The organism is Brachybacterium sp. GPGPB12 (genome assembly GCF_038396325.1).
Lineage (GTDB): Bacteria > Actinomycetota > Actinomycetes > Actinomycetales > Dermabacteraceae > Brachybacterium > Brachybacterium conglomeratum.
Map to the genome: position 1 here is coordinate 1683387 of NZ_CP149573.1, position 22891 is coordinate 1706277.

The 22891-nt window shown below is 72.7% G+C and carries 20 protein-coding genes and 8 pseudogenes; 10 read left to right on the top strand and 18 right to left on the bottom strand.

Annotated elements, in window-relative coordinates:
* Positions 1 to 154 precede the first annotated feature (154 nt).
* Positions 155 to 886 carry an SDR family NAD(P)-dependent oxidoreductase gene (locus WKH84_RS09790; protein WP_341856492.1) on the bottom strand — a complete coding sequence of 244 codons (732 nt, stop codon included), beginning with the start codon at positions 884 to 886 and terminating at the stop codon, positions 155 to 157.
* The gene (locus WKH84_RS09795; RefSeq protein ID WP_341856493.1) at positions 847 to 1239 is read right to left on the bottom strand and encodes a hypothetical protein; all 393 of its coding nucleotides are present in this window, start codon (positions 1237 to 1239) and stop codon (positions 847 to 849) included. The genes WKH84_RS09790 and WKH84_RS09795 overlap by 40 nt, the downstream gene beginning before the upstream one ends.
* Positions 1240 to 1390: 151 nt before the next feature.
* On the opposite strand from WKH84_RS09795, the pseudogene WKH84_RS09800 reads away from it, so the two are divergent.
* Positions 1391 to 1549, top strand: a pseudogene (locus WKH84_RS09800) (CPBP family intramembrane glutamic endopeptidase); the annotation flags it as partial.
* 119 nt (positions 1550 to 1668) lie between these two features.
* Here WKH84_RS09800 and WKH84_RS09805 read toward each other — a convergent pair.
* From WKH84_RS09805 to mshD, 10 genes and pseudogenes are all read right to left on the bottom strand, one after another.
* Positions 1669 to 1995 carry a rhodanese-like domain-containing protein gene (locus tag WKH84_RS09805; protein ID WP_341856833.1) on the bottom strand — a complete coding sequence of 109 codons (327 nt, stop codon included), beginning with the start codon at positions 1993 to 1995 and terminating at the stop codon, positions 1669 to 1671.
* A gap of 1195 nt (positions 1996 to 3190) precedes the next feature.
* Entirely contained in the window at positions 3191 to 3424 is a 234-nt protein-coding gene (locus WKH84_RS09810) for a hypothetical protein (protein ID WP_341856494.1), read from the bottom strand.
* A pseudogene (locus WKH84_RS09815) lies at positions 3421 to 4199 on the bottom strand (ABC transporter ATP-binding protein). Before WKH84_RS09815 ends, WKH84_RS09810 begins: the two are co-directional and overlap by 4 nt.
* A 346-nt stretch (positions 4200 to 4545) precedes the next feature.
* A pseudogene (pstB, locus tag WKH84_RS09820) lies at positions 4546 to 5314 on the bottom strand (phosphate ABC transporter ATP-binding protein PstB).
* A 46-nt stretch (positions 5315 to 5360) separates the two neighbouring features.
* Positions 5361 to 6527 (bottom strand): phosphate ABC transporter permease PstA, encoded by a 1167-nt coding sequence (gene pstA, locus WKH84_RS09825; protein ID WP_341856834.1) that lies wholly within the window; start codon positions 6525 to 6527, stop codon positions 5361 to 5363.
* A 12-nt stretch (positions 6528 to 6539) separates the two neighbouring features.
* Positions 6540 to 7499: pseudogene (gene pstC, locus WKH84_RS09830) on the bottom strand (phosphate ABC transporter permease subunit PstC); the annotation flags it as partial.
* The gene (locus WKH84_RS09835; protein ID WP_341856495.1) at positions 7496 to 8758 is read right to left on the bottom strand and encodes a phosphate ABC transporter substrate-binding protein PstS; all 1263 of its coding nucleotides are present in this window, start codon (positions 8756 to 8758) and stop codon (positions 7496 to 7498) included. The gene WKH84_RS09835 and the pseudogene pstC, both read right to left, overlap by 4 nt.
* A 219-nt stretch (positions 8759 to 8977) precedes the next feature.
* Complete coding sequence (locus WKH84_RS09840; RefSeq protein ID WP_341856496.1) at positions 8978 to 9337, bottom strand: DUF4190 domain-containing protein; 360 nt, start codon at positions 9335 to 9337, stop codon at positions 8978 to 8980.
* 206 nt (positions 9338 to 9543) lie between these two features.
* Entirely contained in the window at positions 9544 to 10494 is a 951-nt protein-coding gene (locus WKH84_RS09845; RefSeq protein WP_341856497.1) for an NUDIX hydrolase, read from the bottom strand.
* Entirely contained in the window at positions 10491 to 11378 is an 888-nt protein-coding gene (mshD, locus tag WKH84_RS09850; RefSeq protein WP_341856498.1) for a mycothiol synthase, read from the bottom strand. The genes WKH84_RS09845 and mshD overlap by 4 nt, the downstream gene beginning before the upstream one ends.
* Positions 11379 to 11526: 148 nt before the next feature.
* Here mshD and WKH84_RS09855 point away from each other — a divergent pair, with 148 nt between their 5' ends.
* The 5 genes from WKH84_RS09855 to WKH84_RS09875 all read left to right on the top strand — a co-directional run bounded on the left by WKH84_RS09855 (position 11527) and on the right by WKH84_RS09875 (position 15202).
* Positions 11527 to 12375: a hypothetical protein gene (locus WKH84_RS09855; RefSeq protein ID WP_341856499.1), complete on the top strand. Its 849-nt coding sequence runs from the start codon at positions 11527 to 11529 to the stop codon at positions 12373 to 12375.
* 39 nt (positions 12376 to 12414) lie between these two features.
* Positions 12415 to 13056 carry a heme-binding beta-barrel domain-containing protein gene (locus WKH84_RS09860; protein WP_341856500.1) on the top strand — a complete coding sequence of 214 codons (642 nt, stop codon included), beginning with the start codon at positions 12415 to 12417 and terminating at the stop codon, positions 13054 to 13056.
* Positions 13049 to 14182 (top strand): folate-binding protein, encoded by a 1134-nt coding sequence (locus WKH84_RS09865; RefSeq protein WP_341856501.1) that lies wholly within the window; start codon positions 13049 to 13051, stop codon positions 14180 to 14182. The genes WKH84_RS09860 and WKH84_RS09865 overlap by 8 nt, the downstream gene beginning before the upstream one ends.
* A 91-nt stretch (positions 14183 to 14273) precedes the next feature.
* Positions 14274 to 14861, top strand: coding sequence for a hypothetical protein (locus WKH84_RS09870; RefSeq protein ID WP_341856502.1), 588 nt, complete (start codon positions 14274 to 14276; stop codon positions 14859 to 14861).
* 11 nt (positions 14862 to 14872) lie between these two features.
* A complete protein-coding gene (locus WKH84_RS09875) occupies positions 14873 to 15202 on the top strand; it encodes an FUSC family protein (RefSeq protein ID WP_341856503.1) in 330 nt (109 codons plus the stop codon).
* On the opposite strand, the gene WKH84_RS09880 is transcribed toward WKH84_RS09875, so the two are convergent.
* Positions 15121 to 15729 (bottom strand): hypothetical protein, encoded by a 609-nt coding sequence (locus tag WKH84_RS09880; protein ID WP_341856504.1) that lies wholly within the window; start codon positions 15727 to 15729, stop codon positions 15121 to 15123. The genes WKH84_RS09875 and WKH84_RS09880 overlap by 82 nt on opposite strands.
* 43 nt (positions 15730 to 15772) lie before the next feature.
* Here WKH84_RS09880 and WKH84_RS09885 point away from each other — a divergent pair, with 43 nt between their 5' ends.
* A complete protein-coding gene (locus tag WKH84_RS09885; protein ID WP_341856505.1) occupies positions 15773 to 16003 on the top strand; it encodes a hypothetical protein in 231 nt (76 codons plus the stop codon).
* 117 nt (positions 16004 to 16120) lie between these two features.
* Entirely contained in the window at positions 16121 to 16402 is a 282-nt protein-coding gene (locus WKH84_RS09890; RefSeq protein WP_341856506.1) for a DUF2516 family protein, read from the top strand.
* A 401-nt stretch (positions 16403 to 16803) separates the two neighbouring features.
* Here the strand turns inward: WKH84_RS09890 and fbaA are convergent, their stop codons facing one another.
* From fbaA to WKH84_RS09905, 3 genes and pseudogenes are all read right to left on the bottom strand, one after another.
* The gene (gene fbaA, locus WKH84_RS09895) at positions 16804 to 17832 is read right to left on the bottom strand and encodes a class II fructose-bisphosphate aldolase (protein ID WP_341856507.1); all 1029 of its coding nucleotides are present in this window, start codon (positions 17830 to 17832) and stop codon (positions 16804 to 16806) included.
* 126 nt (positions 17833 to 17958) lie between these two features.
* Positions 17959 to 18608 (bottom strand): annotated as a pseudogene (locus WKH84_RS09900) (TrmH family RNA methyltransferase).
* Positions 18605 to 19129: a DedA family protein gene (locus tag WKH84_RS09905; protein ID WP_341856508.1), complete on the bottom strand. Its 525-nt coding sequence runs from the start codon at positions 19127 to 19129 to the stop codon at positions 18605 to 18607. The pseudogene WKH84_RS09900 and the gene WKH84_RS09905 overlap by 4 nt, the downstream one beginning before the upstream one ends.
* A 333-nt stretch (positions 19130 to 19462) precedes the next feature.
* Here WKH84_RS09905 and WKH84_RS09910 point away from each other — a divergent pair, with 333 nt between their 5' ends.
* Positions 19463 to 20389 (top strand): neutral zinc metallopeptidase, encoded by a 927-nt coding sequence (locus WKH84_RS09910; RefSeq protein ID WP_341856509.1) that lies wholly within the window; start codon positions 19463 to 19465, stop codon positions 20387 to 20389.
* 51 nt (positions 20390 to 20440) lie between these two features.
* On the opposite strand, the pseudogene WKH84_RS09915 reads toward WKH84_RS09910, so the two are convergent.
* Positions 20441 to 21038: pseudogene (locus WKH84_RS09915) on the bottom strand (orotate phosphoribosyltransferase).
* Positions 21039 to 21066: 28 nt separating this feature from the next.
* Positions 21067 to 21918, bottom strand: a pseudogene (locus tag WKH84_RS09920) (SDR family NAD(P)-dependent oxidoreductase).
* 80 nt (positions 21919 to 21998) lie between these two features.
* Between WKH84_RS09920 and WKH84_RS09925 the strand changes: the two are divergent.
* Positions 21999 to 22798: pseudogene (locus WKH84_RS09925) on the top strand (exodeoxyribonuclease III).
* Positions 22799 to 22891 lie beyond the last annotated feature (93 nt).

Below are 22891 nucleotides of genomic sequence, written 5' to 3' on the forward strand. Positions count from 1 at the left end.
CGACGACCCCTCCTGCTCGGGCGAGCAGGAGGGGTCGTCCTGGTTCCGGCCCGCGGGACCCGGTCGGGCCGGCCCGCCGGCCGCTGCGGAGCATTGCCGTCCCCGGGGGCCGCGCCGGGTCAGCCGATCGCGCGGGGGCGCAGGTCCAGGCTCGTCACCACCGCGTCCTCCGGGGCGCGCAAAGACGAAGCCGATCGCCGCGGCGACCGTGGTGGGGCGCAGGTACTGCTCGGCCTGGTAGGCGCCCTGCTCGGCGGCGCGCGGCTCGTCGCCGCATGTCGGTGTCGACCCGTCCGGGGTGGACCGAGCTGACCCGCACGCCCGCGGCGAGCTCCTCCTCGCGCGCCGCGTCGGCCCAGGGCGCGCGGCCGCGAACTTCGAGGCGGAGTAGGCGCCGCGGTCCCCCTTCGCGGCGTAGCCGGAGCCCGAGTTCACGGCGACGACGGTGCCGCGCGCCGCGCGCGCGCGCGGGAAGCAGGCGCCGGGTCAGCTCCGAGACGGCGGTGACGTTGACCGCGAAGTTCCGCTCCCAGTCCGCGGGCGTCAGCTCCTCGATGGAGCCGTTCACCAGGATCCCCGCGGAGTGGACGAGGCCAGCGAGTCCTTCCTCGAGGGCGAGGCCGGTCAGCGCCCGGTCGAGATCGGCGGGGTCGGTGAGCTCGGCGACGACGGGCTCGGCCGACGGGAGCTCCGCGGCGAGCGCGGCGAGCGCCTGCTCGTCCCGCCCGCCCAGCAGCAGGTGGTGGTCGGCGGCCAGCTCGTGCGCGACGGCGCGGCCGATCCCCCGGTTCGCGCCCGTGACCAGGACGACGGGACGGGAGGTGCGGGCAGCGGGATGCGAGGCAGTCATGGGATCGAGTCTGGCACGGAGCCGGGGTGAGAGCATGTGCGCGTGGAGACGTGGAGACCGAGCCCGGCCTGGTCGCGCGCCGAGGTGCTCATCGTGCTGGCGCTCTCGCTGGGGCGCGCGGCGCCGTGTACTCGCTGATCGCGCTGGCCCAGGCCCTCGCCGCCGGCCCGCTCTCCGGTCAGTCGACCTCGCTGAACTCCTCGCTGCGGGAGGACGCGTGGCTGGACCTGATGTACCAGCCGCTCTCGATCGTCTTCGCCCTGGTGCCGGTCGCGCTGGTGGTGTCGCTGCTGGCCGCGACCGCGGGCTCGCTGCGCCAGGCGCTCGGCGACCTCGGCCTGGATCTCGCCAGGCCGCCGCGGGACCTGGGCCACGGGCTCGCTGCTCACCGCCGCGATCGGGGTGCCGGGCCTGGCCGTCTACTACCTGGGTCGGGCGCTGGGCGCGACCGTGGAGGTGATACCGGCGGCGCTCGCGACCCACTGGTGGACCACTCCGGTGCTGATCCTCCACGCGCTGAAGAACGCGCTGCTCGAGGAGGTGATCGTGGTCGGCTACCTCTACCAGCGCCTCGAACGGCTCGGCTGGTCGCCGAGTCGGATCCTGCTCGCCTCCGCCCTGCTGCGCGGCGCGTACCACACCTACCAGGGGGTGGGTCCGGGGCTCGCGAACCTGGTGATGGGGCTGGTGCTCGGCGAGTGGTACCGACGCACCCGTCGGACGATGCCGCTGGTCGTGGCGCACACCCTCCTCGACGTGGCCGCGTTCGTGGGCTACGCGCCGCTGAAGGACGTCGCCGCCGCTCTGAGGGAGGCGCCTCAGAGGATGAAGGCCTCGCCCTCGCCGTCGGACTCTATCGGCGACCCGGACTCGAACCACTGGTCCATGCCCCCGCCGACGTTGATCGCGTCGAACCCGTTGGCGTTCAGCCACTGCGCGACCTGGAAGGAGCGTCCGCCGCCGCGGCAGACGATGTACAGGTCCTCGTCCGTCTCCGGGAGCCGCTCGAGGTTCTGCAGGAGCGTGCTCGCCGGGAGGTGCTGGGCGGTGGGGGCGTGCCCGGCATCCCATTCGGCCTGCTCGCGCACGTCGATGAGATGCGCGCCCTCGGGCACGTCCTGCGGGGCGACGGTCTGCATGTCCATCGCCCCAGCCTAACGGCCGTGCCCGCCCCGCGGGAAGGCGGGGCGGGGCACGCAGAGGTGCCGCTCAGGCGGTGCGCGTCGCGTACCGGCGCACGAGCGGGGCGGCGACGAGCACGGCGAGGATCACCAGGACGTAGGCCCCGGCGACGCTGACCAGGTAGCGCACCGCCGCGCTCGGATCGGCGGCGCCCGATCCCAGCACCGACAGCACGACGAGCAGAGCGGTGAAGGTCGCGAGCACCGAGCTCAGCAGCACCGGCGGCGTGATCTCCGCGATCCGGGCCCGGTGCGGCTGGCCCACCTCGGCGCCGGCGATGTGCTGGGCGCGCGAAGACCGGCGCCTGGTCGATCACCCGCGCGGTCTGCGTCACGCCGGTGCCGACCGCGGCGAGGACGGCCGCGATGCCGAGGGTGAGCGACCCGCCGGTGGACATGGCGGTGGCCATCATCCGGTCCTCGACCGCGCGGGCCCCCTCGGCCGGGGTGAGCGTCGCGAGCGTGGTGAGGAAGCCTGCGATGACCAGGGCGAAGGTGATCCCGGAGACGGCCCTCCAGCCGGCCTTCGGGTCCGCGGCGAGGCGCCTCGCGCCGACCATCAGCGACGGGGTCGGGGCCGTGCGCGCCACGAGCGGCGCCACGCCCCAGACGAGGAACGGGCCGACCACGTTCACGCCGGCGACGACCGCGCCGATGAACACGATCATGATCCCGATGAACAGCATCCCGTCGGCGACCTCGCCGAAGATCATCCCGCCCACCTGCGTGAACACGAGGAAGCCGAGGATCAGCACCGCCCAGATCCCCAGGCGGAGCACAGACATCCGCACGATGCGGGAGTCGCGGGCGACGCCGAGGGGGCTGAGCACCACTGCGGTGAGGGAGACGGCGGCGGAGCCCGCGGCGAGCAGGACCATGCCGATCACCAGCAGCGGATACGCCCACCACGGCATCAGCAGGTCCGCGGTGGTGAACGGGGCGATCCCGAAGTCGAGCGCGGTCAGGGGCGGGGTCACGACCAGGTGCAAGACCACGCCGAGCGACCCGCCGAGCAGAGCCTGCGCGGCGACGTCGAGGACCGCCACGGCGCCGACCTGGCCGGCGGTGCCGCCGACGAGACGGATCGAGGCGAGGTCCTGCTCGCGCCGGGCGAGCGAGAGCCGCGCCGCGGAGCCGCCGAGGCCGACGGCGCTCGGGATCAGCGAGCACCGAGGCGACCATCGCGCAGGAGACCAGGAAGGGGATCAGCGAGGCCTCCCCCTCGAAAGCGACCTCGCCGTCGGCGGGGAGGCGGCCGACGAAGGCGGCGGCGCCGCCGAGCACGGTCCCGGTGATCGCAGTCGCCGCGGCGAAGGCGATCACGGGCAGGACGTCGGCGAGGGCGCCGCGGCGGCGCAAAGAGGAGCGGGGCGGAGACGAGCAGGGCGTTCATCGGGCGTCCCCCGTGCCCTGCGCGCCCTCGGGTCGCACGTACTCGCGGGCGATCCGGCCGTCGCGCATCGCGACGGTGCGCCGGCAGGCCGCGGCGACCTTCGCGTCGTGGGTGACCATGACCAGGCTCGCGCCGGTCTCGGCGCACGCGTCGACGAGGGTCGCGAGGACGGACTGTCCGGTCTCCTGGTCCAGGGCGCCGGTGGGCTCGTCGGCGAAGACGACCGACGGACGCCCCGCGAGCGCGCGGGCGACCGCTACGCGCTGGGCCTGGCCGCCGGAGAGCTGGGTCGGCCGGCGGTGGTGCATCCCGGCGAGGCCGAGCCGGTCCAGCCAGGCGGTGGCCTCGGCGGTCGCGGCACGGCGCGAGGTGCCGCCGAGCATGCGCGGGAGGATCACGTTCTCGACCGCGGTCAGCTCGGGCAGCAGCTGGCCGTCCTGGAAGACGAAGCCGAACTCGCTGCGGCGCGGCGAGGGTGCGCCGTCGGTCCCCGAGCTCGGCGAGGGCCTCGCCGTCCAGTCGCACCGTCCCGGAGGTCGGGGCGAGGATGCCGGCGAGCACATGCAGCAGGGTGGTCTTGCCGCAGACCGGAGGGGCCCATCACGGCGAGGGAGTCGGCGCGGGCGATGTCGAGGTCCACGCCGTCGAGGGCCCGGGTGGCGGTCTGGTCGCTGCCGTAGGTGCGCACGAGCCCCCGGGCGGAGAGGATCGGCGTGGGATGGGCGGGCGCCGACGGGGCGGCGGAGGGCTGCGAGGCAGGGGGTGCGAAGTTCATGTCCCCCACGATCCGCCGCGGGCCCCTCACACCGCATCCGCCCGGGGATCGGTTCCGCACAGGCGGCGTCCGACCGTGGGATGACGCCCGGATGCGACCGTCGGCCCCGGGACGACGGAGCGCCGGGACCCGGGCACTCGGCCCAGGGTCCCGGCGCTCCTCGCCAGTACGTCGATCAGACTCCGTCCACCTGACTGATCTCCTACCGGCTCGTCCCTCGCCAGTACGTCGATCAGACTCCGTCCACCTGACTGATCTCCTACCGGCTCGTCCCTCGCCAGTACGTCGATCAGACTCCGTCCACCTGACTGATCTCCTACCGGCTCGTCCCTCGCCAGTACGTCGATCAGCCGAAACGACCGGAGATGTAGTCCTCGGTCTGCTTGTTGCTGGGGTTGGTGAAGATCGTGTCGGTGTCGTCGATCTCGATGAGGTGCCCGGGCTTGCCGGTGCCGGCGATGTTGAAGAAGCCGGTGCGGTCGGAGACGCGGGACGCCTGCTCGCATGTTGTGCGTGACGATGACGATCGTGTACTCCTCCTTCAGCTCGTGGATGAGGTCCTCGATCGCGAGGGTGGAGATCGGGTCGAGCGCTGAGCAGGGCTCGTCCATGAGGACGACCTCGGGCTTGACGGCGATGGTGCGGGCGATGCACAGACGTCGCTGCTGACCGCCGGACAGGCCCATGCCGGGCCTGTCGAGACGGTCCTTGACCTCGTTCCAGAGGTTCGCGCCCTTCAGCGCGCGCTCGACCAGCTCGTCGGCCGCGGACTTCGAGATCCGACGGTTGTTGAGCTTCACGCCCGCGAGCACGTTGTCGCGGATCGACATGGTCGGGAAGGGGTTTGCCTTCTGGAACACCATGCCGACGCGGCGACGCACGTTGACCGGGTCGACCTTGGCGTCGTAGATGTCCTCGCCGTTGATCTCGACCTTGCCCTTCGCGTATGCGCCGGGGATGACCTCGTGCATGCGGTTCAGGGTGCGCAAGAAGGTCGACTTGCCGCGACCGGAGGGGCCGATGAGGGCCGTGACCGAACGGGGCCGGATCTGCACGTCGACACCCTCGACGGCGAGGAAGTCGCCGTAGTAGATGTTCAGGTCCTCGACGTTGATGGGCTGGGGGCCGCCATCAGATGTCCTTTCGCGTGGGTGGCCCGGCTCAGCGGCTGAGCTTCGGGGAGAAGTAGTGGCTGATCAGGCGCGCGATGATGTTCAGGACCATCACGATCACGATCAGGGTGAAGGCGGCCGCCCAGGCGCGGTCGATGTTGGTGCTGACCGCACAGGCGTACACCTCCTGGTTGATCGGGTTGGTGACCGTGTCCGACATGCAGTTCGCGTTGCCGTTGCGGTACTGCTGGTTGATGAAGGTGGGCAGGGTCGCCATGCGGCCGTCGAACATGTTCCAGTTCACCGAGGTGACCATGCCGACCGTGAGCAGCAGCGGCGCGGTCTCGCCGATGACGCGGGCGATGGCGAGGGTGATGCCGGTGGTCAAGCCCGCGATCGCGGTGCGAAGCACGACCTTGACGATCGTGAGCCACTTGGGCACGCCGAGCGCGTAGGCGGCCTCGCGCAGGTCCATGGGGACCAGGCGGAGCATCTCCTCGCTGTTGCGGACCACGGTGGGGATCATCAGCAGCGAGAGCGCGACCGCGCCCATGATGCCCATGCGCACGGACTGGTCGGGCATGAAGGCGATGAACACCGCCAGGCCGAACAGGCCCGCCACGATCGAGGGGATGCCGGTCATGACGTCGACGAGGAAGGTGACACCCCTGCCGAGGGTCCGCTTCCAGCCCACGTTCGCGTACTCGACCAGGAAGATCGCGGTGAACAGGCCGACGGGGATCGAGATGATCGAGGCCCACAGCGTGATCAGCGGCGTGCCGACGATCGCGTGGAAGACGCCGCCGGCGTCCGCTCCGCCGATGATGCCGGACATGTCCTCGGTCCAGAACGCGAAGCTGGTCGGCTTCGCGGCGATCACGCGGGTCAGGCCACGGGAGACCACGGACCACAGCAGCGACAGCAGCGGGAACATCGAGATCGCGAACGCGCCGATGACCAGCAGGGTCATCAGCCGCTCGGTCGCCCAGCGGGGGCCCTCGCGCAGGAGCGAGTAGCCCCAGCCGAAGAGCAGGTGCAGGACGAATCCGAGCAGGATGGCGCTGGTGACCGAGAGGGCGCCGACGATCGCCAGCACGGCGATGGCGACCAGGAGGCCCGCGAGGCCGGTGAAGACGAGGTGGTACCAGGGCAGGCGGCGCTCGTCGCGGGGGTGGTGGACCGAGGGCCCGGTCCGCACGGTGGTGGGGGTGCTCATGGGGGACCTCTCAGCTCTTGGGGCCGCGCGGGCGACGATCCACCGGGCGATGGCGTTGATGACGAAGGTCAGCACGAACAGCACCAGGCCGGTGAAGATGAGCAGGGACATGTCGACGCCGGAGGCCTCCGCCTGCTTCGAGGCGATGTTCGCGGCGATCGAGTTGTGGCGGCCGACCTCGAGGATGTGCAGGGAGAAGGTCGCGCCGGGCGCGAGGATCATCAGCACGGCCATGGTCTCGCCGAGCGCACGGCCGAGACCCAGCATCGACGCGGCGACCACGCCGGCGCGGCCGAAGGGCGCGACGACGGTGCGGATGGTCTCCCAGCGGGTGGCGCCGAGCGCGAGCGCGGCCTCCTCCTGCAGTCGCGGGGTCTGCAGGAAGACCTCGCGGGAGACCGCTGTGATGATCGGCAGGACCATGACGGCCAGGACCACGGAGGCGGAGGCGAGGTTGCGCATCGGGGCGGTCGGATCGCCACCGAACAGCGGGATCCACCCGAAGTAGGTGTTGAGGAAGACGTACAGGGGCTCGAGCTTGGGGACCAGCCACACGCCGCCCCACAGGCCGTAGACGACCGAGGGCACGGCGGCGAGCAGGTCGATCATGTAGCCGAGCGCCGAGGCCAGGCGGCGCGGCGCGAAGTGCGAGATGAACAGAGCGATGCCGAGGGAGATCGGGATCGCGATCACCAGCGCGATCGCGGCGGCGAGGACGGTGCCGAACACGAGCGGCAGGGCGTACTCGATCAGCGAGAAGTCCGCAGTGCCGGAGAACTCCCGGCTCGCGATGATCGCGGGGAGGGACTCCAGGGTGAGGAAGATGGCCACCGCGGCGAGGGTGACGAAGATGAGGAGCCCGGAGCCGACGCTCAGGGCGTTGAAGAGCGAGTCGCCGAAGCGGCGGCCACCGGACTTCATGGAGGCGGGCGGGGCCGATGCCGCGTCCGGTTCGATGTCAGCTGTGCTCATGGGGACCTTCCTCCGAGCTCACGGTCCGCGCGCGGTGCGCTGGCCGGGGTGATGACGGCGGGGACAGCGATGTCGCCGGGCCGGTACGGCCCGGCGACACGCTGTCGTGAGGTGGCGGGATCAGCCGACGGTGATGCCGTCGATCGCGGCCTGGGCCTCGGTGCGCGCTCCTCGGAGATCGGGGCGGAGCCGGCGGCGTCGGCGGCGGTGGCCTGACCGTCCTCGGAGACCATGTAGGAGGCGTAGGCCTTGACGGCCTCGCCCTGCGCGGAGTCGGCGTAGGAGCCGCACAGCGCGAGGTAGGACACGAGGACGATCGGGTAGACGCCGGCCTCCTCGGTGGTGCGGTCGAGCTCCACGACGATGTCGTTCTCCTCGCGGCCCTCCTCGCGCGGGGAGACGTCGACGGCCTTGGCGGCGGCGTCGGCGCTGTACTCGACGAACTCGTCGCCGACCTGGATCGCGGCGGTGCCGAGGTTGCCGGCCTGCGAGGCGTCGGCGTAGCCGATGGTGCCGTTGCCGCCCTCGACGGTGGAGATCAGGCCGGAGGTGCCGTCGCCGGACTGGCCGCCGGAGATGGGCCAGGTCTCGACCGGGCCGTGGGTCCAGGCGTCGGGCGCGGTCTCGGAGAGGTACTCGGTGAAGTTCTCGGTGGTGCCCGAGTCGTCGGAGCGGTGGACCGGCACGATGTCCATGTCGGGCGACTCGGCGTCGGGGTTCGACTCGGCGATCGCCGGGTCGTTCCACGTGGTGATGTCGCCCGCGAAGATCCCGGCGATGGTCTCGGGGGTCAGGTTCAGGGAGTCGACGCCCTCGAGGTTGAAGACGACGGCGATCGGGGAGATGTAGACCGGCAGGTCGAAGGCCTGCGAGTCGTTGCACACCTCGGCGGACTTGGTGAGCTCCTCCTCGTCCAGGGCGGCGTCGGTGCCGGCGAACTGCACCTGGCCGGTGAGGAACTGCTCACGACCGGTGCCGGAGCCGGTGGGGTCGTAGGTGACCGTGAGGTCGCCGCCCTCGGCCTGGGTGAGGCCCATGAAGGACTCGGTCCACGCGGTCTGGGCGTTCTGCATCGAGGACGCGCCCGAGCCGGCGAGGTTGCCGGAGAGCTCCGCGTAGCCGCCGGCCGCGGCGCCGCCGCCGTCGGAGGCGCCGTCCGTGCCGCCGTTCTCCGAGCCGCCGCCGCACGCGGACAGCGCGAGGCCGCCGACGAGTCCGAGCGCTGCGAGCGAGACGAGCTTGTTCTTGCGAACGTTCACTGCGAGTCCTTTCGGGGCCTTCGGCCCGGGTTCACACCTGCTGACGTCTGTCAGCGGCGAACCTAGGGAGGGGAGATGACGCGGGGCCCGTCGTTGCGTGAACACCAGGTGAACAGCCCTCCCGCTCCCATGAATTCGCAGGTCATGAGCGGATTACGAACGGATCACACTCCCGTTTCGTCCGACTTCCAGTGGGCTGGGACACGTTCGGCATGCCCCTCAGTAGCCGGAGCCGGCGGCCACCCCTGCGATCACGAACATGACCACGAAGTAGGCGATGATGAGAAGCAGTGCGACCGTGCCGATGATCGAGAGGATCAGCCCGGTGATCGTGAGCCCGCGGCCTCCCTTCGGCGGGGTCGCGGTCGGGGACGTCTCCCGCATGCCCAGGATCGACAGCACCAGGCCGACGGGCGAGACGAGCGTTCCGCACAGGGTGAGCCCGAGCAGGCCGATCACGAAGCCGGCGATCCCGAGCCCGGAGCTCGGCGGCGCCGGGCGCACCGCGACGGCATAGCCCGGGGCGGCGTAGCGGCCCTGGGACAGCCCCGAGGGGAGGGAGGCGTAGGGATCCGGCACCCCGGCACCGCGCCGCGGGGCCCCGTGCGGATCGGCCGCGCCGTACGGATCCGCCGTGCCGTACGGGTCCGCCGCCTCGTGTCGCTCCGCGCGCGCCGTACGGGTCCGCCGACGCCGAGGAGCCGTACGGGCCGTACCGCTCCGACGAGGGCCCGTACGGGTCCTGCCCCCACTGCGTGCTCATCCGTGCTCTCTCCAGTCCGTCGTCAGCCGATGTTCGGCAGGTGTCGTTCGATCGCCACCACGACGCCCTCAGGCGTGACGTGCAGCAGCAGGGCCTCGCCGGCGGCGAGATAGGGGTCCTCGCGCGGCGGCTCGAGGGCCGCGCCGGGCCGGGAGACCCGGCGCACCGCTTCGATGACCGTGGGGAGCACAGGACGGTGCGTGCACACGACCGTCGGCCGCGCCTCGCTCAGCACCCGGTCGATGACCGCCTCGGTGCGGGAGGGGTGCTCCGCGTGGCCGGCCTCGGAGAGCTCGCCCTTGGTCCGCACCGTGAGGCCCTCGTTCTTCGCCAGCGGTTCGACGGTGCTCAGGCACCGCTCCCACGGGTCGCTCACCACGCTCCCCGGGTCGAAGGCGTCCAGCGGCGGCGGGAGGGCCTTGGCCTGCTTCTTCCCCTTCGAGTTCAAGGGGCGGGCCCCCTCCCCGCGGCGCCACTTCGACCGGGAGACCGCCGCGCCGTGGCGCTGGATCACGACGGGCGCCGTGCGCGGCTCCCCGGCCTCCGCGAAGCGTCGCAGCGACTGCAGGAGGACCTGGTCGCCCTGGCGCGCGACCATCCCCTCGGCCTCCGCCAGCGGGACCCAGCGGACCTTGTCGATCTCGGCGGCGTTCTCCGGACCGGGCGCGACCTTCGCCCGGACCGTGCCGACCCAGTACTGGACGATCTTGGTGCGCCCGTCCGGCGCGAGGTACACGGAGGCGGGCAGCGGCCGGTGCAGGCGCACCCGGTAGCCGGTCTCCTCGGTGACCTCCCGCACCGCGGCCGCGGGGAAGGTCTCGCCCTTGTCGAGCTTGCCCTTGGGGACCGACCAGTCGTCGTAGCGGGGCCGGTGCACGAGCGGCACCTGGAGCTTCCCGCCCTTCTCGCGCCAGGCGAGGGCGCCGGCGGCGAGGACGGGAGGCGGTTTGCCCGGGCCGACGCTCACGCTCATGCCGAGGCCGCGCGGGACGGCGCATCTGCACGTCGCGGCCCGAGACCTCGAAGCCCCAGCGCTCGTACAGGCGCGGCCGCGGCGGTGTTGTCCGCCTCGACGTAGAGCTCGACGCCGGGGACCCCGCCCTCGGCCAGGCGACGCGGCGCGGTCGCCAGCGGCACCGCCGCGATGCGGTGCCCCTGCACCGCCGGGTCGGTCGCCACGACGTAGATCTCGGCGTCGGCGTCCGTCGCGCCGGGCCGCTCCCGCTTGACCCAGACGAATCCGATCAGCTCCCCGTCGTGACGGGCGACGACCATGTCCTCGGCGTCGAACCAGGGCTGGGCGAGGCGCTGGTCCAGGTCCGCGCGGGTGAGCGCCCCCTGCTCGGGATGGGAGGCGAAGGCGCGGGAGTTGACCCCGACCCAGGCGTCCGCGTCGCGCACCGGATCGAAGACGCCCAGGGTCAGCCCGGACAGGGAGGACTCGGGCACGGGCTCGAGCGCGGCATCGGCCCCGAGCGCGCGGTGCAGGGTGAGCAGGCGGCGCGTCTCGACGAGCCCGGCCGCGGAGAGGAAGGCGAGGGAGCCCTCGAGCGCGCCGTGCGCCCAGACCCCGGCGTCGGGCCGGTCGGAGAGCGCGGCCTCGAGCAGGGCGGTGCCGTGGCCGCGGCGGCGCACCTCCGGGCGCACCATCCCCTGGACGGTGCCGTCGGCGAGCACGCTGGCGTAGGCGACCGCGCGGTCCCCCTCGAGGCGGAGCAGGTGCCGGGCGCCGTCGCCCTCGAGCGCGAGGCTCGCCGCCTCGTCGAGCGGGGAGACGCCGTCGCGCGCGGTCACCGCGCCGAGCAGATCGAGGATCTGGTCACGGTGCTCCTGTGACAGCTCGGCCGTGGAGATCATGGGGTCCTTCCGGGACGACGGACGGCGGTGGTGAGCGGCACGAGTATGCCTCCACCTGCGGGCACTCGTAGACTGCCACTGTAGCGCCGCGGACCTCGAGCCGTCGGCGACCCATCGAGCGACCGGCAGAGACAGCGAGGGAGGCCCCGTGACCGCTCCCGAGCGCGCACCCCTCGGCGCCGCCCTCGCGCCGCTCCTGGCGCTCGTCTCGCTCACCGGCCCCCTCTCCCCCGTGCTGATGGCGACCTCCGTCGGCCTGCTCGGGCCGCTGATCGGGATCTCCTGGCCCGGGCCGCTCGAGTCGCCCTCCGCGATCGGGACCCGCGTGGTCGTCGCCGGCACCGGGATCGGCGGCGCGCTGGTCGCGGTCCTCGTCCCCGAGCGCCTCACCCCCGTCTCCGCGATCGTGATGCTGTGCGCGGCGGGGATCTTCGCCTCCTTCGTCCATCAGATGCTCCGGCGCGACCGCCGCGACCTCACCTCCTCACTCACGGGCACGGTCGCCGGAGTCTTCCTCGCCGGGCTCGCCGCGACCTGGGTGATCGCTCAGGTCGACGCCCAGGCCTCCGGGAGCACGGCCGTGGTCACCGCCGTCGCGACGGGCCTCGCCGCGACGCTGCTGCTGGACTGGACGCCGGCGCCCGCGCCGCCCCGCTTCGTGCTCTCGGTGGCGGTGGGGGCGGGTCTGACGTGCCTGCTCGCGGTGTCGCTGGCCTCGCTCGCCCTGCCGATCGCGGTGATGCTGGGCGTGGCGACGGCGATCGGGGCGAGCAGCCGCGCATCTGCTGGTGGGCTCCTCGCTCGTCGCGCACGAGCCGGTCCCCTCGCTGGCGGTGGCGGCGGTGCCGGTCGGGACCGTGGGCGTCCTCGCGCATCTCGCGATCACACTGTTCGGCTGACGACGGTAGACTCGCCGCCATGTCTGCGCTGTCGCTGTTCTTCCTCGCCCTCGTCGTCCTGGTGGGCATCCTCGTCCTCGGCTTCTCCGTGCTGGTGATCAGCCGCCTGTTCAACCGCTGAGCGCCCCGCGGCACCGATGCCCATCACGCTCGACCCCTCCCTCCCCCGCTCCCTGTACCCGCTCGCCTGGCTGATCGGCGAGTGGGAGGGCAGCGGCGCCCTCGCCGCCCCGTCCCCGGGCACCCCTGACGTGCGCGTCGAGCGGCGTCTCGTGTGCACCGCCCAGGAGGACGGCACCCTCGCCTGGCGCTCGACGATCCACCGGGTCGACGCCCCCGCTCCCCTGCCGCCCACGAGCGCCTTCGCCCGCGCGGAGGACGGGGACGACGACGCCCCTGCCCCGCCGTCGACCGGCGAGCGGAGCCTGCTGCACCGCGAGGACGGTGTGTGGACCGTCGGCGATCTCCTGCCCGGGCAGGACCGCGCCGCCGCCGAGGCGGCACGCCCCGGCGACCCCGAGGGGCGGCTCTCCCATCATCTGGAGGCGCGCTTCGAGCGCCGCGGCGAGGCCGCGGAGACCTGGCGCGGCGAGGTCCGCGGGCCGCGCCTGCGGCTCGCCCTGCCCGGCGCCGACGGCGAGGTCGCCGCGACGCGCATGGTCGGCTACATCTCCGGACGCCTCATGTGGCTCTGGGAGCGGCGCGGCCCCGCCCCCGAGGGTGCGCCCGGCGAGACGGCGCTCCTCCCCCATCTCTCCCTGGAGCCGCATCGTGTCTGATCCCGTGTCCGGTCCCGTGCGCGAGATCCGCCCCCTGTTCCTGCGCGGCGCGGTCCTCGGCGAGGGCCCGGATGCGTCCGTGCCCGCCCACTACGGCGCCCCGGCGCGCGAGCGGCGCCGCCTGCTGGAGCGGGAGGCCGTCGTCGACCTCGGTCAGCTCGAGTCGCTCGAGGTCAGCGGCGCCGACGCCCGCGCCTGGATGACCACGGTCTCCACCCAGGTCCTCACCGGCACGCCCGTCGGCGCCTCGTCCTCCCTCGCGGTGCTCTCCCCGCAGGGCCGCGTCGAGCATCTCGCCGCGGCCGTCGTGATCGGTGAGGAGTCGCTGCTGCTGGTCCTCGACGCCGGGGCGCGCGCCGGACTGCGCCGCTACCTGGAGATGATGCGCTTCGCCGCCCGGGTCGAGATCCTCGATCGCGACGACCTGCGGGTGCTGGGCGCCCTCGTACCGGCGGCCGAGGTGCTCGCGGACCTCGACCTGCCCGAGCCCGTCGCCGTGTGGTCCGAGCCCTGGCCCGAGGTCGCCCCCGGTGGCGTCGCCTACGGTCCTGCGCCCGAGGACGCGGCCGGCCAGGTCCTTTCGGTCTTCCCCGCCGCGGCGCTCGAGGCGCCGCCCTGGCAGGAGCGGCGACTGGCCGGGATGAGCTCCTGGGAGGCGGTGCGGATCGCGGACCATCGCGCCCGCCAGGCGCGCGAGGTCGACGAGCGCACCATCCCGCACGAGCTCGACCTGCTGCGCACCAGCGTGCACACCGCCAAGGGTCGCTATCGCGGCCAGGAGACCGTCGCGAAGGTGCTGAACCTGGGCCAGCCGCCGCGGCGCCTGGTGATGCTCCATCTCGACGGCTCCCAGGACGTCCCCGTCGCCCCCGGCGGCGAGGTGCGCCTGGGCGGGGCCGACGGGAAGGTCGTCGGCGCCGTCACCTCCGCGGCCCTCCATGCGGACCTCGGCCCGATCGCCCTCGCCGTCGTGCGTCGGGCGGTGCCGCTGGATGCGGCGCTGTCCGTGCAGGTGCTCCTCGGCGAGGCCGACGGTGAGACCGGGGCGCTCTGGATCGACGCCTCCCAGGAGCCGGTCGTAGTGCCCCGCGACCACGGCGAACGTCCCGCGACCGCGAAGCTCTGAGCCGCGCCTCCACGCTCTTCGCACATCCCCTGCACCGCACCTCCTGCCCGGCTCCGCTGTGCTCGGCGCCGCGGCCTGGAAGAATGGCGTCATGAACAGCCAGGCCGAGCAGCAGGAGTGGTCCCGCCACCGGCGCGAGGTGGTCGAGGCCAAGGAGCAGGCCCTCCGCGCGACCCGTGAGGACGAGCACGCACGGGCCACCGCGCTGATCCGTGAGGCGGTGGCCGGCTATCTCGCCGACGGCATCGCCCCGGTGCCGCCGCGGGCGCGGCCCTATCGCGGCGGCGGCACCGTGCGCACCGGCCTGAGCGGCTGGTACCTCAAGCGCGACCGCTCCCTCGCGGTGGATGCGGAGGGCCGCTACTACGTCGCGCGCGTCGAGGGGGGCCTCCTCGCCCGGCGCGCGGCGAGGCACCCGAGCCCTCCCCCGCACCGCTCGTCGTCGGCCGCGGCGCCCGCGACGGGGACACCTTCGAGCTCGAGGAGCCGCTGCGCCGTCGGCGCCAGGATCCGGTGCCCGCATGAAGCACTTCTCGCTCACGCCCACTGGGCCGCTGCCCGTCATCGAGCGCGTCCGCGGCGCCCTGTCCGCCCGGCGCGCGCGGCGGCGTCTCCCGCGGCCGCGCCGACGGGCTCACGGTCGCCCGCGCGGCGCTCGCCGCCTCGCTCGCCTATCTGATCAGCCAGTTCGTGTGGGGGCACGAGTTCCCGTTCTTCTCCTCGATCGTTGCCTTCATCATCATCGGCTTCGGCATCGAGAAGAAGATGCGCAAAGTGGTCGAGCTGGGTCGCGGCGTGATGCTCGGCGTGCTCCTGGGGGAGCTGGCCCGCCAGGTGATCGGCTCCGGCGCGTGGCAGATCCTGGTGGTCGTGTTCGGCGCGGGGATGCTCGCGCGCTTCCTCGAGTCCAGCAATCTCTTCGGCTTCCAGGTCACCATTCAGTCGCTGCTGGTGATGATCATGCCGGCCACCCCCACCATGACCCCGGGGGGCGGGTGCTGGACGCGCTCACCGGCGTGAGCGTGGCGCTCGTGATCCACCTGCTGCTCTCCGGCAACCCGCGCCGACTCCAGTCCCGTGCCGCGGACTCCTTCTTCCGTGAGCTCGAGGACGCGCTGGTCAGCCTTGCCGTCTCCGCCCGCACCGGGGACCGCGGGGTGGCGCTGGCGACGCCGCGGAATCTGCGCGACGTCTCCCAGAAGTACACCGACGAGTGGAGCCTGGCCAATGACGTCGCCAACGAGATGGCGACCTTCTCCCCCACCGGGTCGCGCCATGCCGAGGACGTCGAGCGCATCCAGCACCTGCTGGTCGGCTCCGACCGGGCGATGCGGAACCTGCGCGTGATCGCACGTCGCCAGGCGGAGTTCCTGGAGGCCGTGCGCGGGGACGCCCATTCGACCCTGGCCGACGCGCCGCTCGCCGCCCGCGACGCCGTGCAGGAGCCGCGGGTCGCCGTCACCCATGAGGAGGTCGACTTCACCACGGCGCGTCGCCAGCCGCGGCTGTTCGGCTCCTATCTCACCCCCGAGATGCTCGCTGCGCAACGACGAGGGGGTGCGGCCGGGGCGAGCCGGCCACTTCGAGGGCGTGACCCTCACCATCCAGCTGCGCTCGCTCGCGATCGACCTGCTGCAGGCCACGGGGCTCACCGCCGCGGAGGCCAAGAAGTTCCTGCCGAGCCTGGTCATCGCCGCCGACGGCGACGCGATCGGCCCGCGCCCGATGACGATGGAGATGAAGGCCGTGGAGCCGCCCGCCACGACCGAGGCGCTCGAACTGCTGATCACGGACCGCTCGGATCCCGAGCGCCGCCGCTGAGCGGACGGTGCGGTCCGGGGCGCGGGGGCCGCGGCGACCCGGGCGCGAGCGGCGGGGTCCAGGGGGCGAGGGGCGCGTCTGCGGGGAGCGTCCAGGGCGCGCCCCTATCCTGGAACGATGATCGCCCTCATCCAGATGTGGATCTTCCTGGTCCTCGCCGTGGCCCTGCTCGCCCTCGAGATCTGGGCGTTCGTCAACGCGTCGCGCTTCCGCCCCGACGCCTACACGGTCGCGGGCAAGCGCTCGAAGGTGTTCTGGTGCGTGCTGACCGGCGTCGCGATGTCGCTGGGCTTCCTGTCCCTGCCGTACCCGATCGGCCGCGGCGCGCAGCATGCTGTTCATGCTGGCCGGCGTGATCATCGCCGGGATCTTCCTGGCCGACGTCGTCGCCCGCGCTGAAGCGGGTCATGGGCCGCGCCCAGGGCAACCGCTGGTGAGCTGACCGCCGCCGGCCACCCCCGCGTCCACCCCGTCGGCCGCCCCTCGGGCACACCGTCGGCCGACCCTCGGGCACACCGCGGGCCGCCCCTCGGTCCGCCACTTTTTGTGAGTCCCAGGACCCATGCACCCTCGCGCATGAGTCCTGGGACTCACAGATTCTCGCCGCCCCGCCGCGCGCGGGGCAGGAGCGAGCGCGGGCGGGGTGAGAGCAGCGCAGGAAGGGCAGGAGCGTCACGGGAAGGACAGGAGCGCCGCAGCGACCGGCTCGTCTCCGGACAGGGAAGGACCCCGGAGCCATGGGGCTCCGGGGTCCTTCTCGTGCAGGCGCCGGGTCGGCGCTCAGCGCTTCAGGTGGTCGCTCAGGCCTGGTGGGTGCCGGCCGAGCGGAGGTTCTCGCAGGCCTCGACGATGCGGGCGGCCATGCCGGCCTCGGCCTTCTTGCCCCAGGCGCGGGGGTCGTAGGCCTTCTTGTTGCCGACCTCGCCGTCGACCTTCAGCACGCCCGAGTAGTTCTCGAACATGTGCGAGGCGACGGGGCGGGTGAAGGCGTACTGGGTGTCGGTGTCGATGTTCATCTTGATGACGCCGTTGTCGACGGCCTCCTGGATCTCCTCCAGGGTGGAGCCGGAACCGCCGTGCATCACCAGGTCGAAGGGCATGTCCCGGCCGTACTCGGCGCCGACGGCCTTCTGGATGTCCAGCAGGACCGAGGGGCGCGACTTCACGTTGCCCGGCTTGTACACGCCGTGCACGTTGCCGAAGGTCAGTGCGGTGAGGTAGCGGCCGCGCTCGCCCAGGCCGAGCTTCTTGGCGGTCTTCAGGCCGTCCTCGGGGGTGGAGAAGAGCTTGTCGTTGGAGACGTTCGCCTCCACGCCGTCCTCCTCGCCGCCGACGACGCCGACCTCGATCTCGAGGATCTTCTTGGCGGCGACGGACTTCTCGAGCGACTTCTCGGCGATCTCGAGGTTCTCGTCGACCGGCACGGCGGAGCCGTCCCACATGTGCGACTGGAACAGCGGGTCCAGGCCCTTGCTCACGCGGTTCTCGAGGTCCCACTCGATGAGGGGCTCGACCCAGGTGGGGAGGACCTCCTTGGCGCAGTGGTCGGTGTGCGCCGCGACGTTGATCGGGTAGTTCTTCGCGACGGCGTGGACGTACTCGGCCAGCGCGATGGAGCCCGCGACGCGGTCCTTGATGGTGGAGCCGGAGAGGTACTCGGCGCCGCCGAAGGACACCTGGATGATGCCGTCGGAGTTCGCCTCGGCGAAGCCCTGGAGGGCGGCGGTGGCGGTCTGCGAGCTGGAGACGTTCACGGCCGGGTAGGCGAACTTGCCCGCCTTGGCGCGATCGATCATCTCTGCGTACTGATCCGGGGAAACGACTGCCATGGGGGCACTCTCCTTCGTCGGTGGGGTCGATGACGACCGGCGGTGCTCCGCGCGGGGTCGTCCGATCGTGCCCATTGTTCCACAGCGCACCCGGCATGCTCCGGCCGGAGGTCCCGCGTGGACGGCTCAGCGCAGCGGGCCCTCGGGGATCTCGGCGTGCTGGAGGACCCAGGCGTGCATCGCGATCGCGGCGGCCGCGGCGACGTTGAGCGAACGGGTCGAGCCGAACTGGGTGATGCCGACGACGAGATCCGCCGCCTCCAGCGCTCGCGGCTCACCCCGGGCCCCTCCTGCCCCACCACGAGCACGGCGTTCCGGGGCAGGGCGGTGCGCTCGAGCGGGACCGCCCCGGGCACCAGATCTATCGCGACCAGTGGCCTGCCCTCCTCCCGCGCCCAGGCGATCAGGTGGGCGGCGTCGGGGTGGTGGATCTCGTGCTGGTAGCGGTCGGTGACCATGGCGCCCCGCCGGTTCCAGCGGCGCCTGCCGACGATGTGGAAGGCGCCGACGGCGAAGGCGTTCGCGGTGCGGACCACGGAGCCGATGTTCGCGTCGTGCTCGAGGTTCTCGATCGCGACGTGGAGGTCGTGGCGGCGGGTGTCGAGCTCGGCGACGATCGCCTCGCGCCGCCAGTAGCGGAAGCGGTCCTCGACGTTGCGGCGGTCGCCGCCGGCGAGCGACTCCGGGTCCAGTCGGGGATCCTCGGGCCAGGGCTCGGGATGAGGGCCGACGCCGACCTCGCGGCCGGGGTCCGCTGCGCGGGGAGCCTCGCTCATCGCTCCTCGGCGCGCTCGGGGTCCTTCTGCTCCTCGAGCGCCTCGAGCTCCTGGGCGTCGGGGTCGGGCAGGCCGAGCCTGCGGCGCTTGCGCTCGCGCAAGACGAGCCTGACCGCGAACCACAGCACGATCAGCAGGATCACGGCGTAGGCGACGTTGGAGAAGATGTCGGTGTAGGGCTCGATGACGGTCCAGTTCGAGCCCATGAAGTAGCCGATGGTGATGAACAGGGTGTTCCAGATGCCGCCGCCGATCGCGGTGAGCAGGGTGAACATCCCCAGCGGCATCGCGTAGAGGCCGGCCGGGATCGAGATCAGCGAGCGGATGCCGGGCACGAAGCGGCCGAAGAAGATCGCCTTGTAGCCGTGCTCGTCCATGAACGCGACGGTCTTGTCGTAGTCCTCCACGTGCACCAGCGGCAGGCGGATGAAGAGGACCCGCGACCGCTCGGGGCCCAGCAGGCGCCCGATCCCGTAGAGCGACCACGCCCCGACGACGGATCCCGCGATCGAGGCCAGCAAGCATCAGCCAGAACGACTGGTTCGGCCCGGCGGAGGTCACGCCCGCCAGCGGCAGGATCACCTCGGAGGGGATCGGCGGGAAGATGTTCTCGAGGAAGATCAGCAGGAACACGCCGAGCGGCCCGAGGGCGTCCATGGTCGAGACGGCCCAGTCGACGATGTTCATGCTGGTGGCTCCCGGAGGTCGTGGTGGAGGAGTCGGACCTCGTCGGCCCGCCCCCGAGTCTAGGTGCCCGCCCCGGGCGCGCGCCCCGGCCCGCCCGCGGCCTGCCCAGGACCTCCACGAACGCTGTTCCGGCCGTTCACAGCGGGCTCCCGGTCTACTCTGTGCGCATGACCTTCAACCCGAACGCGGAGATCCGCTCCGACAACGTCTCCGCCGCAGGTCGTGGCGGGGGCGGCTTCTCCCCGCGAGGCGGCGGGCGGGGCGGCGGCGGGCTCAAGCTCGGCGGCGGCGCCGGCCGCCTCGTCGCTCGTGGTGGTCCTGATCTACACGCTGGTCGGCGGCAACCCGCTGGACCTGCTCGGCGGCAGCAGCACGCAGAGGGGCCGGCGGCCGAGGGCGGCTCGCTGGACCACTGCCTCAGCGGCGCCGACGCCAACGAGCGCGACGACTGCCTGGTCCAGGCGACCGTGGAGTCCGCGGACTCCACGTGGGGTCAGCTCGCCCCCGCCGAGGGCATCGACTTCGTCGAGGCGCAGGGCCTCATCTTCTCCGACCAGGTGCAGACCGGGCGCGGTGCGGCGACCGCCGACGTCGGCCCCTTCTACTGCCCGGCCGACATGACCCTCTACGTCGACGTGTCCTTCTTCGACTCGCTGGCCACCCAGTACGGGGCCGACGGCGGGCGACTCGCGAAGATGTACGTGGTCGCCCACGAGTACGGCCACCACATCCAGTACCTGACCGGGGTGATGGAGACCGCGGACCGCTCCCGGACCGGCCCGCAGTCCGACGGGGTGCGGCTCGAGCCGCAGGCCGACTGCTACGCCGGGGTGTGGGCGCATCACGCCGCGAGGTCCGTGGACGACGAGGGCAATGCGATGCTGCGACCGCTGACCGCGGAGGACATCGAGTCCGCGCTCTCGGCCGCCAGCGCCGTGGGCGACGACCACATCCAGGGCGACGTCGCCGGCGGGCAGGTGCGGCCCGAGACCTGGACCCACGGCTCCTCGGAGCGACGTCGGGCCTGGTTCACCACCGGCTACGAGCAGGGCACGATCGCCTCCTGCGACACCTTCGCCGCCGACCAGGTCTGATCCGGGCGGGTCGGGTCCGGTCGAGCTCCGGGAGCTCCGGGAGCTTCGGCCTCAGATCTCCAGCTCGGAGATGTCGTAGGCGGAGAGGTAGCGGTGCCCGGCCTGCTCGACCGCGTCGCGGGAGGCGTCGGCGCGGTGCACGATCACGGCGACCGCGGCGATGTCCGCGCCGGCCTCGGCGAGCGCCTCGCAGGCCGTGAGCACGCGCCGCCGGTGGTGGAGGTGTCCTCGACCGCGACGACGCGGCGGCCCGAGACGTCCGGGCCCTCGATGCGGCGCCGCAGGCCGTGGGCCTTGTTCGCCTTGCGGACCACGAAGGCGTCCAGCGCGTCGAGCGCCGGATCGGCGGCGGAGGCGTGCAGGATCGAGGCCGCCACAGGGTCCGCGCCCAGGGTGAGCCCGCCGACGGCCTCGACGCCGGGCACGAGGCCCTCGCGCGCAGCAGGTGGAGCATGACGCGGCCGACGAGCGGCGCGGCCTCGTGGTGCAGGGTGATGCGGCGCAGATCCACGTAGTGGTCCGCCTCCGCTCCCGAGGAGAGGGTGACGCGGCCGCGCACCACGGCGAGGTCGCGGATGAGGACGCGCAGACGCTCGCGGGCCTCGTCGATCGGGAGCTGGTGGACAGGATCCGTGCTGGTGGAGGACATGCGGCCAGGGTAGTGGATGCCCATCCCGTCAGAGAGCGTCGTCCTCGCGCCGCCAGGGGGCGCGAAGGTTGCGGCGGGAGGCCCGACGACGGGAGCGCTCCACCGACCGCGCCTGCAGGCGTCGGTACCAGTTCGGGGAGGTCATGGCGCGCACGAGCGGTCGCGGCGCGATCCGGGACATCTCCCCCGCGGTGCGGTACTTCACCGACGGGATCGACAGGACCGAGCCCTTGGCCGCATCCCTCAGCGCCTGCTCGACGACGTACGGGGCCTTCAGCCAGGTGATGCGGGGCGACCCGTCCATCGACATCGCGGCCCGCTCGTGGAACTCGGTCTGGACGAAGCCGGGCAGACAGGGCGGTGGCGGTGACGCCGGTGTCCCTGAGCTCCATGGCGAGGGACTCGGTGAACACGGTGACCCAGCTCTTGGAGGCCGCGTAGGGGCCGGCGGTGGTGTACCCGGCGAGGGAGCTGACGTTGAGGATCGCTCCGCGGCGGCGCTGGACCATGGACCGGGCCGCGGCGTGGGAGAGCACGAGCACGGCCCGCATCAGGGTGTCGAGTCGCTTCTCGTGGTCCTCGATCCCCACCTCGAGGAAGCCGCCGCGCGCCCGTAGCCGGCGTTGTTCACGAGCAGGTCGACGGGGTCGACGGGGTCGGTCAGGCGGACCTCGACCCGCTCGAGCTCGCGGCGGTCGGAGAGGTCGACCGACATCACCTCGACCGTGACGTCGTGGACGTCCCGGATCTGCTCGGCGACGGCGCGCAGACGGTCCTCGTCACGCGAGACGAGGACCAGGTCGTGCCCGGTGCCGGCCAGCCGCCAGCCGAACTCGAGTCCCAGCCCTGAAGTGGATCCCGTGACGAGTGCGCGCGCCATGGACAGAGTCTACGCAGGTCCGGAGCCTGCCATGGAGCATTCGAGGCGGACGCGCGCCCGTGCCCCGTAGGATCGGCGGCATGCGCATCGCGACCTGGAACATCAACTCGCTGCGGGCCCGGATGGACCGCGTGCTCGCCTTCCTCGAGCGGCACGAGGTGGACGTCCTCGCCCTGCAGGAGATCAAGGCGAAGCCCACCCAGCTCGACCTGACCGCGCTCGAGGCGGCCGGCTACGAGGTCGCGGCGCACGGGCTGAACCAGTGGAACGGGGTCGCGCTGATCTCGCGCGTGGGCCTGTCCGACGTGCGCACGCGGCTCCCGGCCGTTCCCACCTGGCCCGAGGACGAGACCGGGGTGGTCGAGGCGCGTGCGCTCGGCGGGATCGTCGGGGACGGGTCGCGGATCTGGTCGCTGTACGTGCCCAACGGCCGCGAGCTGGACCACCCGCACTACCCCTACAAGCTGCGCTGGCTCGAGGCGCGCGCGCCGAGGGCGCGCGCGAGCTCGCCGCGGACGCGGCGGCGAAGGTCGCGCTCGTCGGCGACTTCAACGTGGCCCCGCAGGACGACGACGTGTGGGACATGGACTTCTTCGAGGGCAAGACCCACGTCACCGAGCCGGAGCGGGCGGCCTTCCGCGCGGTCGTGGACGAGGGCTTCGCCGACGTCGTGCGGCCCGAGCATCCCGGGCCCGGGGTGTACACCTACTGGGACTACCAGGCGCCGCGCTTCCCGAAGAAGGAGGGCATGCGCATCGACTTCGTGCTCGGCTCCCCCGCCGTGCAGAGCGCGGTCACCGGGTCCTTCATCGATCGCGAGGAGCGCAAGGGCAAGGGCGCCTCGGACCACGCGCCGGTCGTGGTGGATCTGGAGCTCTGAGGGCGCTCCGGCCCGGGTGGCTCCCGCGCCGGGTCCGGACGTGGTGGAGCGGCGGTGCGATCGAGTCGCACCGCCGCTCCTGACGGGCCGTCT